This is a genomic window from Ruminococcus bromii, from assembly GCF_002834225.1.
Taxonomy (GTDB): domain Bacteria; phylum Bacillota; class Clostridia; order Oscillospirales; family Acutalibacteraceae; genus Ruminococcoides; species Ruminococcoides bromii.
Window position 1 is genome coordinate 1 of record NZ_NNSR01000061.1, and the last position, 12,705, is coordinate 12,705.

Here is a 12,705-nt window from a genome sequence, read left to right on the forward strand (position 1 = left end):
GTTCTTGTTTCAAGTAATTTTACAGGTGCCCAGTTAGTTCCGAGTGAATACGATTCCATTTTTTGAATGTTACCGTAGTTATCATAAACTATTCTGATATAGCGACCTGTTCGGGTATCTGCATACCATACAAGCTGATTTAGTTCATCGTATGTATATACGGCTACCTTTTTGCCGTTTTCATACACATTCTCTACATTACCTGTATCGTTGTAATTATAGCTGTAATCCAGAACCCTATCAGAACTCAACTTATAACTGATACCGCCAACCATATTTGTAGTAGCATTACTTTCACTGCCGTGATAATAAGAATACTGCTTTGTAAATACGGTATCGCTCTTGTTCTGTTTTGTTGTTACAGTTGACACTCTTCCGAAATCATCGGTTGATGTTTCGTTAGTTACACCGTCATTGCTTACAAATGACTTTCCGTCATCATCTGAGCCTGTTGTAATAGTCTTTGTCTGACCGTTTACAGATGTTTTTTCAACTGTATTGCCGTTTGAATCGGTAACAATATAATGAGTAAGACTGCCGTCTGATGATGTACGATATTCGCTTTCAAGCGAACCGTCAAATGTGTAGTAGTAATATGAGGTTTCACCGCTTGAATAATCAACTGCTTTTGTAACAAGACCTTGCTTGTTGTAAATCATCTCGGCAATTTTGCCTGTTTCGCCTGTGATTACAGAAATATTGCCGTAATCATCATAAGTGTATTCAAAATAATCACCGTTTGCGTAGGTTGTTTTTGCGAGATTGCCGTTACTATCATAGGTATTACTTGTAATTGCAACATTGCCTATTTTAGTTGAAACAAGGTTATAGAATACATCATAATTAAATGAATAGCTAAAACCGTTATGAGCGATTTTCGATACAGAGCCTGAGCCTGTATAGGAATAATCATTTCCGGAAGTACCGTTCTTTATGGACAATACATTTCCGTTCGTATCGTATGTATAATTAGTTACATTACCATTTCCGTCTGTGACGGCTGTTTTGTTGCCGTTTGTATCATAAGAATACTTTGTTGTACTTCCCTGTTCATTGGTTTCGGAAGTACCATAATTGCCTGTGCTGTCATATTCTGAACTTGTCTGCATAAACGGTTTTGTTTTATCAACAGATTCGGACAATACTTCATAATCAACATAATTGTCAACCTCTGTATCATCGTCTGATTCATTACCTGCACTGACTGAAGAATCATCTTTTGAATCTTCTGATTGTTTAGTCACATACCCCGTTGCTAAAATATTCAGTTCAGCGTTGGTAACCGTCATTTCATTTTCATTATAACCATATACAAATGCAAATGCAACATAGGATATTGTCTTGTCATTATTTTTGGAAAACATGACAAATATTACAGTTCGTTTTTAGCAGTATTCACCCACGATTTTGTAAAGTAAATATAGGTTGTTTTACAAATCATTGCAGAATGTAAAGCCATTGTATTTTTACTGTAAATAGTTAGTTATTATTATTGACCAAGATAAAATCAAGGAATATAATTTGAACGAAATTTGAAAAAGTGCTGATTAAATCGGTATTTTCAGTTTCAATCAAATATCGGGGTAGAAATAAAATGATAGAAAAACTATCACTTGATTTTGTCAGAAAGATTTACAATATACTCACCACGGGAAATGACGATGTGAATTTTTATTGTATGTGTCTGCAAAATCAAAATCGTGAGGCGGCAACAAACAATCCTGTCAAATTCGGACTCGAACTTATAAAAATCAATATTTTGTGCAGACTTCCGTTCTGCAACAAACGGATTTTCACAAAGACTGTCGGCAAGGATTATCTCTCGCAAATATTCGTAAGACCGTCAATTTGTGAACTTGCATCGGGTATGCTTGATAACTCACATCTTATTACCGACATATTCGGCAGTGCCTTGACACAGATAAAAAGTGATGATGAAATTTTTGCTGAGATTGAAAAAGCAACAGGAGTTAAAGGCTTTGCTTTATTGAGGAAAAAGTATAAAAAGCAAAGCCTTGCTCTTTCTGAAATTTACAAAAAAATCAATGCTGAACTAAAAACTTTGATTGATTACAAACTTGAACTTTCGTTGCTTAAAAACTCGTTTTTAGAGAACAGATACATTGTGCGTATGATTGATATTGCACGCTGTAACGATATGAAAGTTTCGGTTGTGATAAAGTCAATATATCCGAAAGATTTTGTCAAACATCTGCTTGATAAGTACAGAATAGGTTATGACGAACTTATTGTGAACACCGTAAGCAACGATGTTATTGAAACAGATGACAACAACCATACCTGTGCTATGAGTAACAATTATGACTTTATTAAAAGGTATGCAAAAATGGGTTGCAGGCAAATGTATTACCGCTGTCCTACCGTTCTTATGGAACACATTGACAATCCTATTAAAGATGAAAAATTCAAAATGCTGTACAACACGATATGCGGTATGAACCTTTTCAGCGGAATAAAAAGAATGAGCAATGAATACGAGCTTGGATATATGTGCATTGCTCCCGCAATTGTAGGTTTTGCATCGGAATGCGTTGAAAGATTACACAATGCAGAAAAAATGATTTTCTTTTGTGACGAAAACTCAATATTTGCTCAGACAGTCAGAATATTAAGCGAAAGCACCGATAAACTGATGTTCTTTCCGTGGTCAGCTCTTGCGACGGATAAATACAGAACCGTTGCCGAATGGCGAAAAATCATTCCCGAAATGCCGATTTTCAGATATGCAAAACTTGGTGTTCTTGACAAACTTATGAGATATCCGATTTCTGAAATTAACGGAGATATCAATACGAATGAACTTGCCAAAATTATGGCGACTGCTTGGATTGATAAAGACAGTGAGGGTGTTAAAAGTGCGGTTAAAGAGATTATCACAGATAGTAATATTGTTGTCACTGCCGACCATTTACCTGAAAAATGTGCAAGTGCAGAATTTGCAAAAGTGCTTTCGCAAATAGATGAAAACATCGTTTACAACGGAATTACCATGAGCAACTACCTTTGTGCCGATAGCAACGATATTTTACCTCTTTCTGAAATCATTCAAGGCAACAAGCCGTTACTTTGGAAAATTGACAAATCGGAAAAGCATTGGGTTTATTCAAAGAAAATTGACACGGCAATCCTCAAAGAAATATACACCGCCGTATGTGACTTTGCAAATGACTTTGTGAAATACTCAAAAATTACCGATTGCAAATGCAAGATTAGCGGTGAGGACGCACTTTCACTTTATTTGAGCGGAATTGAACGCTTAAAAAATATTACTCAGGAGTGATTATATTGATTCTATACCACGCATCTACAATGTATCATCTTCTGTGCTGTATAGTACACAAACTGGCATATCATCCAAATGATGACGCAGAGCTTTTGATGCTTGAATACATAAAGCCTGATAAAAGCAGAAAATCATTTTTAAAGCAGGTGATTGATTCGGGATTTTTTACAACAGCAAGATATGTTCCCGAACAAAAATTCAAGCTAAAAAAAGGCAATGCACTTGATAATACAAGCAGTGAAAAAGAAATTAAATCCGTAATTGAAAATATTTCTAAAACATTTGAAAATTGGCTTGATGAGGACATAACAAAATTTGAGGAAATCTATGTTGCATCAGACCAACATTCACTCGGTATTTATCTTACAAGCAAAAGTATTCCCTATCATTATTTTGAAGATGCAAGCGGAATGCTTTCGGAACAGTCAAGATATCTTTCAATTACCAAAAGCAACAATATGACCAATCATATAATCAATGAATATCTTGGTTGTATGGGACGAAACAGTTGCGTCAAGTCAAAGCTGTGTGACCTTCGTCATCAGCAGAAAGGATTTTATGATGAAAAGGCGGAAGATTTCTGTATTTACGATATTTTAAAATACAAAATTCCCGACAGAGTACAGGATATTCTAAACTTCTTTGGCGATATACCTCACAAAATCAGAAGCGACAAAAAGATTTGCCTTTATCTTACTCAGGATTTGAACACACTCAAAATCAAAGACCTTGACCTACAGGAATTAATGATGACAACGCTTGTCGATTATATGTGCAATGATGAGTATGTGCTTGTTGTAAAACCTCACCCAAAGGACAGGTGGCAAAATTACAGAAGAATTTTTTCTGACTGTATTCTGCTTGAAAAGTCTGAGCCGTCGGAACTTTTACCGTTTGTCATCGACCGTGAGGTTGATATGGCTTTAACGGCAAGTTCAACATCAATCAGGGGCGTTGACAAGTTTGCAGTTCATTCCTACTACTTCACAACCGACATTGAAACAAACCGTGAAAGAATTGACGATATGTTTATCGCAACTTTGTTATTAAAAGAACTTGGTATTCGCAATGTAAGTTCAATACGCAATATAAATGAAACTCAGATTACGAACTTTCTGAATCGCTACGGCATTGCTTTAGATAACGGTGATACTTTGATTGACGGCGATATGGAGAAAGTCGATAATCTTGATGTTTATGATTACAGACTTTCGCTGTTACTAAACCTTGGCAACATAATAAATTTCAATCCTAACATACCGACTGACGGTTTATATATTGTCACCGCTGACTTCACTCCGAAAGACTCAAGTCTTATGAGAGAAAAACAGCTGATGATATTTGCATATACAAATGATAAAGAAATTCAAAACAAGCTTGAATCGCTCATTATTCGCAAACAGCTTAGATATACGCAGGCAGACATTGCTGTTCGCTGCAAAAAAGCTGACAGCGAAAGTATTGAACGGTTAAAAGCAAAACTTGCAAGAGATATTGAATGGGAGAAATAAAAATGGAAAACAAGAAAAAAGTTGTGGCATTCGTGCCGATGAAATTAAACAATGAAAGATTACCCGGTAAGAACACAAAGGCATTTAAAGGAGGAAAACCTCTTCTCACCTACATTCTTGACACACTTACAAAAGTTGAAGGTATTGACGAAACATATGTTTATTGCAGTAATGAGGAAGTTAAAAAGTATCTTCCTAACGGCATTAAATTTCTTAAAAGAAGCGAAAGCCTTGACACATCAAGCACTTTGATTATTGATGTGCTTAAAGCATTTGCGGAAGATGTTGACGCAGATATTTATGTGCTCGCCCATGCAACAGCGCCCTTTATCAAAGCAAAAACAATTGAAACTGCAATTGATAAGGTAAAAAATGAGGAATATGATTCTGCCTTTACCGTAAAGCCGATTCAGGAATTTTTGTGGATGGACGGCGCCGCTTGTTACAACACAAACAAGATTCCGAGGACACAGGATATTCAAAATGTGTTTGCGGAAACAACTGGCCTTTATGTTTACACTAAAAAGCTTATTAAAGACGGCAGAAGAATCGGCAGTAATCCATACGGTGTAACTGTTGATTTTATTGAAGCAACCGACATCAACAATCCGATTGATTTTGACCTTGCACAGGTAATTTTTGATCATTACATTAAGAATAATACAGAAAGCGATAATAACGGTAACAATGAGTAATATAAAAATTCTTGACTGTACTCTTCGTGACGGAGGGTATGTAAACAACTGGCATTTTGGCAGAAAAGCAATTGAAACAATGCTTTTTAACTTTTCAAAATCAAACACAGATATAGTAGAATGCGGTTTTCTGACAAACAAGCCTTATGATCCCGACTATTCGCTCTACAACAGTGTTGAACAACTCAATGAGCTTGTAAGTTCAGACAGCAGTATGAACACGATGTATGTTGCGATGATTGCAATCGGTGAGCGTGAAATCAATCCCGTGCTACTTTCAGAGGCAGATTCAACTGTACTTGACGGAATCAGACTTACATTTCATCCAAATGAAATTGATCTCGCCTTTGAATGGGCTGAAATTATAAAAAGTAAAGGCTACAAGCTGTTTATGCAGCCTGTAGGAACTACAAATTATACCGATAAACAGTTTCTTGATTTGCTTGAAAGAATAAATAAACTTGAACCGTATGCGTTTTATATTGTAGATACTCTCGGTGTGATGTATGAAAAAGACCTTATCCGTCAGGTGTTTCTCGTTGACAACAATCTGAAACCGTCAATCAGCCTTGGTTATCACTCGCACAATAATTTTCAGCTTGCATTTTCAAATGCACAGGCGCTTTCACAGTACAATACAAAGCGAAATATAATCATTGACTGCAGTGCAAACGGAATGGGACGAGGTGCAGGTAATCTTTGCAGTGAATTATTTATGGATTACCTCAACCGAACATTTTCAAAGAACTATGATGTATTGCCTGTTCTTGAAATTGTTGACCGTTACCTTATTCCGATTTCACTCAGCAATCCGTGGGGCTATAATTCGGCTTATTTTCTTTCAGCCGCAAACAATTGTCATCCGAATTATTCGTCATATCTCATGGCAAAGCATTCGCTTTCAATGCCTGCAATCGGAAGTATACTCAAGCAGATTCCGCAAAAAGAAAAGCGATTTTTCAACAAAGCGCTTATTGAAAAAATTTATCAGGAATACCAGAGCAATGCAGTTGATGATATTGAAATTCTTGACAGACTGCGTAAAAAGCTTGACGGAAGAAATGTGCTTGTTATCTCCCCCGGCTCTACTGTAAAAAGTGAAAAAGGTTCGATTTTGAAATATATTTCAAAGAAAAAGCCCTTTGTAATCTCGGTTAATTTTATTCCGGACTACATAAAACCGAATATTGTTTTTGTCGGAAATTCAGTCAGATATTCCGAGCTTGAGGACAGGCTTAATTTAAAAAAGACCGTGTTCACATCTAACATAAAAAATCTTCCGAAAAAAGCAGTCTGCATAAACTATTCGGAACTTATAAATGCAACAGATGACGCTTCGGACAGTTCAGGTCTTATGGTACTTAAACTTTTGAAAAAAGCGTCGGTAAAGTCGGTTGCACTTGCAGGATATGACGGATTCACCAAAAATCCGCTTTCAAATTACATAAACAAGAATATGTGCGGTGTTTACGATCCGATTCTTTTAAAAGAAAAAAACCTTGCAATATCAAAAGAGCTTAAAAAGCTTAAAGAAAAGATGAAAATTAAGTTCGTTACAACATCAATTTATGATACCGAAAAAACAAGGAGCGATAAAAAATTGTGATGAGTACGATTCAGAATACAAAGCGAAAACTGAAACGAAAAGCTAAAAAATTTAAACTTAAAGCCGTAATGAAAAATCGCTTTGTGCTTGAAGGCTTTTATAAGTACGGGGATACCGACAAAAGTCGTTTCAGAAGAATGTTTTACCTCACCTCTCTGCATTTATCAAGCAAACTCGGAAGTGTTTCGGGAGCAAAGCCGAGAGTATATGAAAGAAAAAAATATACAATAAAGCCTTGCGTGAGCGCTCCGGAGTCAAGCTTTGCCAAAAGACAGTCCCCCACACTTATGGCAAAAAAGTTTCTTGTAAACGATATTATATCCTTTGATATTTTTGACACACTGATTTTACGCCCGTTTGATGATCCAAAGTCGCTGTTCTTCCTTTTGGGCGAAAAGAATAAATGTCCCGGATTCAAGCGTTACCGTGAACTTGCAGAAAAGCTTGCAAGGCAGGAGGCTTTTGAAAAGAACGGCACTTATGAGGTGACTTTGCGTGATATCTATGAAAAGCTGTCACGATTTGTATTGCTTGATATTGACAAGGCTATGCAGTATGAAATTGAAACAGAGCTTGATTTGTGCTTTGCAAACCCGTATATGAAAGAAATTTTCTTGCAAGCAAAAAATCTCGGAAAGACAATTATTGCCGTTTCGGATATGTATCTTTCAAAAGATGTTATTGAAAAAATGCTTAAAAAATGCGGATATGAAGGCTTTGACAATATCATTGTTTCAAACGAATACAATGCAAGCAAGCGTTCGCTTTTGCTTTATGAATACATAAAGGAGCAATACGGAGTTGAGAAAAAGTATATTCATATCGGCGATAACATTGTTTCGGACAATCGTTCGGCACGAAAATGCGATATTGAACCCGTATGGTATAAGGGTGTAAATCCGAGAGGAAATGCGCACAGAGCGTTCGATATGACATCACTTATCGGCTCGGCATACCGTGGAATTGTCAACGCAAAACTGCAAAACGGTGATAAGCAGTATTCGCAGTATTACGAATTCGGTTACACTTATGCAGGCTTTCTTGTACTCGGATATTGCAAATTCATAAATGATTACTGCAAAAATCATGGGATTGATAAAATCCTTTTTCTCTCCCGTGACGGATACATTTTAAAGTCCGTGTATGACCGACTTTATCCCGACAGCAACACGGAATATGTATACTGGTCACGCTCTGCCGCAACAAAGCTTACCGTAAACAGATTCAAAAATGAACTTTTACTGCGATATATAAAGTACAAAATTCCTCGCAAGATGACAATTGCAAAGATTTTGAAGGCTATGGACCTTGAAGAAATGCAGCCGTTTCTTGACGAGGCGGAGCTTACTGCAGACACCTTGCTTACAAAAGAAAACTATGAGGACATTGTCAAGGTGTTTACCATACACTGGGATATTGTTACAGAGCATTACAGGCGCAGTAACAACGCCGCAAAATCCTACTATAAAGCGGCTGTCGGAAACAGCAAAAGTGCCGTTATAGTTGATATAGGCTGGGCGGCAAGCGGATTTTCCGCTCTGAGGTACCTTATTGAGGATGAATGGAAGCTTGACTGCAAGGTCAGAGGACTTGTTGCAGGCTCAACCTATCTTCACGATATGGATATAATCGAACCGCAGATGACAAACGACATAATCACATCATATATGTTTTCGCAGAGAATCAACCGTGAAATCCGCCGTGATCACGATGTAAAGCGTATGTACGGAGCTTTTACCGAAATTATGCTCAGCGCTCCCGCACCGTCATTCATAGGCTTTGATTTTGACGATGACGGAAGAATAAAGTATGAATTTGATTATCCCGAGGTTGAGGGATACAGTATGATAAATGAAATTCAGGACGGTATTCACGATTTTGTAAATGACTACACAAAACATTTTGCCAAATATCCGTGTATGATGAACATTTGCGGAAGTGACGCATATGCCGTTTGCAGACAGGTTATTTCCTGTCCCGAATATTTCAGCAATCTTTTTGCCGACTACCCCGTAAACAGAGCCGTAGGTTCTGCATCGTTTGAAACCGGCAGTCTTGGTAAACTGATTGAAAACGAATTTGTAAAGTGAGATAAACTATGATTTTATACTACGCACTTACCACTTATCACATACAATGCTGTGTACTTCATCGACTTACACGCAAAAAAGACGATACCGCCGTATTATTGCTCTCTGACATTCACAAAAATTCGGTTGCATTTTTAGACAGATACAAAAATTCAGGCATATTTGACGATGTACTTTTACTTAAAGAATCGGAAGTAAACGCAAATATCAAGAAAAATGAGCAAAAACACCGCTCTAAAAATTCGATTTTAAAATCAGCCTGCGCAGAAATAAAAAGGGGTCTTCCGATAACCCCAAATTTGGCAGATGAACTGTATCTTTGTCCCGACCACTTTCCTTTTGGCTGGTATGTTATCAAAAACAAGATTAAATATCATTGCTTTGAAGAAGGCTGCGGTGTGCTTTCCGACAACAGGTTTATGATGTCGAATATGAGCCGCAACAAAACACAGACCGTCTTGATGAACACGCTCGGATATTTTGGAGAAAATGACAGCTGTGTTGAAATACTTGCAGACGCTCAGGCACAAGCAGAGGGTTTCACTCACCCTAAAATGACCGATTTTTCAGTAAAAAGAATTCTTGAAAATCTTGATGAACACACGCTTGACAAAGTACTTTCGTTTTTTGGTGTGAATAATACGGTTAAGACGAATAAAAATACAAGTCTGATACTCACTCAGCATATGGCAAATTTGGGAATTATGCCGCTTTGTGACCAGCACAGGCTGTATGAACTTTTTGCAGATTATTTTCTTGAAAACACACACATTGCAATAAAGCCACATCCCGATGATATTGCCGGCAGATACAAGGACATTTTCGGCAACAGTTGTACTGTGCTGCCTTTTGCAATGCCGTCGGAGCTTCTCCCCTATGTTTTTGACGGACGGGTTAAAACCGCAATTGCGGCATATTCAACAGCAGTCAAGAATCTCGGCAATTTTTGTGACAGAATGATTTGCTTTGACAACCGCATTATGGACGATTTCAGACATATCCACAGATACTATGCGGCGGTTAAACTTGCAAAATATCTTGGCAAAAACGACAGTATTGTTACAAACGGAAATGAACTTCTGCTTGAAGAACTTGCCAAAAATGACGATTTACAGACTGAATTCAGATTCAGCAATGAAATATCGGATTTTGACGGATATGCCATTGTTTCGGACAGGCTGTGTGAAAACAGAAAAATTGAGGATATCTCAGCTTTAATTTCATCAAAGCAGAACAGAGGTTGGATAATTTTTCTTAATGAAGAACAGTTACACATATATTTTGACGGAACTGACAAGAAAGTTTTTTCAAAAATCAGACCGATTTTCATTGAGATCAAAGGAACAGAGAAAACTCATCAGGAAGTGATTTATTTGTATTCAGAAAATAAAAAAGCTCTTGAAAATGCTGAAAATTTCAGTTTGACAAAAGAGCTTAAATATACAGGAGTAACGATTGATTTACATTCAATTTCAAAAAGTGAAAGCGAAAAAGTTAAAATGCTTGAGGGTGTTCTTGAAGCAACGGAAAAGCGGCTCAACGGATATATTGAAAACAAAAAAGCTGTTGACGCAAGGCTTGAGGCAAGGGGTATTGTACTGTGAAAAATACAAGAAAGCTGATTATATTTGACCTTGACGGCACATTGCTCGATACTTCGGACGGAATTTTGCATTGCTATCACAAAACTGCAAGCATGCTTAATTTAAGGAAAAATTCAGTTGAGAACGACAGCATTGTAATCGGCGGTCCGCTCTCCGACGGATTCAGAACACTTTATGATATACCCGATGAAGAAACTCTTGCAAAGGCAATTGACACATACAGAAAACTGTATGCAAACGAGGGCATTACAAAATTCAGTGCTTATAATGGGATTGATACTTCGTTAAGCGAGTTGAAATCAGACGGTTATCAGCTTGGAGTGGCAACGCTCAAGCTTGAAGAATATGCAAAATCCATGCTAAAAAATGCAGGGCTTGCAAAATATTTTGATATAATTCACGGTTGGAACGGTACAGAAAAATGCACCAAAGCATACACCGTTACCAAAGTATTGTTTGAACAAAAATGTCTTGCAAAAAATGCTGTGCTTGTCGGAGATTCTGTGTATGACAAAAACGGTGCAGAAATTGCCGGAGTTGATTTTCTTGGCGTCACCTACGGTTTTGGTATCAAAAAAGGCGACAAAACCAATTCAAGATTTGACACCGTTGACTCCCCTGTTGAACTGACAGAATATTTTAAAATCAACTGAGAAAAATAGTGCTTCAAACACTTGATAATATTCGTTTTATATATTATCTTAAGGACCTCGGGAAGATATGCGAAAAACATGTATATAACATCTATTGATTCTGAGATTGATTTTGTCGTACAGTTACATTGGGCATAAATTTCTACTCGATAAAATTTGCATTGCTGTTGTATTTGCTGATTATCTATGATTCGTATCCGCCGTTCCTATAACTAGGAACTTTGATTTCACGTTTTCTCATTATTACTGTTTCTGCTTTTGTAATTGAAAAACTTCCTCTTAAGCTTTAAATTATCTGTTTCCATTATTGCCTTGCGGTTTCGAGAAAACTGATTGTGCTAAAAAGCAAAATCAGCTTGTTGCTTAAAATTCAATTTTCTGCTTTAGGCAGTATACTATCACATGATTTTTTATTTTATTCTTTTTCGGTTTGACTCAACTATTGACATTAAAACCATATAAATATTTGCATAGCAAGACCTCCTGCACCGGATTTAACTCGTTGCGGGAGGTTTATTTTTATTCCGATATTTTTGGTTTCATTATTATATCTGTATAAAAATTTCTTCGATCATTGTAAAATCTTACGACTACAAGGGTAATTTTGACGGCAATAATCACAAAATTTCAAGTTTCAAAATTACAAGCGGCAGTGAAAAAATAGGTCTGTTCGGCTCAATTAAGATAAGTCTGTTTGCAATCACCGTCGTAATAATGGCTTTTATAGAGTCCCTATGTGTAACTGCGGTCAATTATGGCAACAATACTAAGGTGGCTGCACATATTGATTCTGCCACTGAACCACAGCCGACCATGGTAAGTCTGCTATGTGCACCGTCTTTATACCATCGTAGGTTGCTCCTGAGAACTCATCTGCTGTGAGAACATATTTTGGGCAATTACCATAGATTTCTGTCAAACGCTCGTATTCTCTTTTTTGTCTTTGGAGTAAGTTCACAGGAATTTTAGGCATAAAAAAGAGCCCCATGGCTCAGATGTTAAAAATATTAAATAAGTAATTGTTATTGATTATCTTCAATTTTCTGATATGCACTTACTTTTTAAGATTTAGAAGAAGGTATCGTTTTATTCACTCCATGCTGTGGAGGGAAGTCGATTACCTGCTCTTTTAATGAAACTTTCTTTGAAATTTTGTCGATAAACGGAATTTTTACATGAAGTCCTGTTGACCATGTTACATGATATGTTCCGAGTCTTTCAATTACATATGCGTGTGCCTGC

The 12,705-nt window shown here is 36.9% G+C and carries 8 protein-coding genes and 1 pseudogene; 7 read left to right on the forward strand and 2 right to left on the reverse strand.

What is annotated here, in order from left to right:
* Nucleotides 1–1,364, reverse strand: a 1,364-nt coding sequence (locus tag RBATCC27255_RS06220) for an RHS repeat protein (RefSeq protein ID WP_147639975.1), incomplete at its 3' end; no start/stop codon positions are given.
* Between the two features lie 230 nt (nucleotides 1,365–1,594).
* On the opposite strand from RBATCC27255_RS06220, the gene RBATCC27255_RS06225 reads away from it, so the two are divergent.
* The 7 genes from RBATCC27255_RS06225 to RBATCC27255_RS06255 are packed head-to-tail and all read left to right on the forward strand — an operon-like array spanning nucleotide 1,595 to nucleotide 11,463.
* Nucleotides 1,595–3,301, forward strand: a complete 1,707-nt coding sequence (locus RBATCC27255_RS06225; RefSeq protein WP_101029217.1) for a hypothetical protein — start codon at nucleotides 1,595–1,597, stop codon at nucleotides 3,299–3,301.
* 5 nt (nucleotides 3,302–3,306) lie between these two features.
* Nucleotides 3,307–4,815, forward strand: coding sequence for a hypothetical protein (locus tag RBATCC27255_RS06230; RefSeq protein WP_147639976.1), 1,509 nt, complete (start codon nucleotides 3,307–3,309; stop codon nucleotides 4,813–4,815).
* 2 nt (nucleotides 4,816–4,817) lie between these two features.
* Entirely contained in the window at nucleotides 4,818–5,510 is a 693-nt protein-coding gene (locus RBATCC27255_RS06235; protein ID WP_101029219.1) for an acylneuraminate cytidylyltransferase family protein, read from the forward strand.
* A complete protein-coding gene (locus tag RBATCC27255_RS06240; protein WP_101029220.1) occupies nucleotides 5,503–7,116 on the forward strand; it encodes an aldolase catalytic domain-containing protein in 1,614 nt (537 codons plus the stop codon). The genes RBATCC27255_RS06235 and RBATCC27255_RS06240 overlap by 8 nt, the downstream gene beginning before the upstream one ends.
* Entirely contained in the window at nucleotides 7,116–9,206 is a 2,091-nt protein-coding gene (locus RBATCC27255_RS06245) for an HAD family hydrolase (RefSeq protein WP_101029221.1), read from the forward strand. Before RBATCC27255_RS06240 ends, RBATCC27255_RS06245 begins: the two co-directional genes overlap by 1 nt.
* A gap of 8 nt (nucleotides 9,207–9,214) precedes the next feature.
* Entirely contained in the window at nucleotides 9,215–10,810 is a 1,596-nt protein-coding gene (locus tag RBATCC27255_RS06250; protein WP_101029222.1) for a polysialyltransferase family glycosyltransferase, read from the forward strand.
* Entirely contained in the window at nucleotides 10,807–11,463 is a 657-nt protein-coding gene (locus RBATCC27255_RS06255; RefSeq protein WP_101029223.1) for an HAD family hydrolase, read from the forward strand. The genes RBATCC27255_RS06250 and RBATCC27255_RS06255 overlap by 4 nt, the downstream gene beginning before the upstream one ends.
* Before the next feature lie 1,085 nt (nucleotides 11,464–12,548).
* Here RBATCC27255_RS06255 and RBATCC27255_RS06265 read toward each other — a convergent pair.
* Nucleotides 12,549–12,705 (reverse strand): annotated as a pseudogene (locus RBATCC27255_RS06265) (SPFH domain-containing protein); the annotation flags it as partial.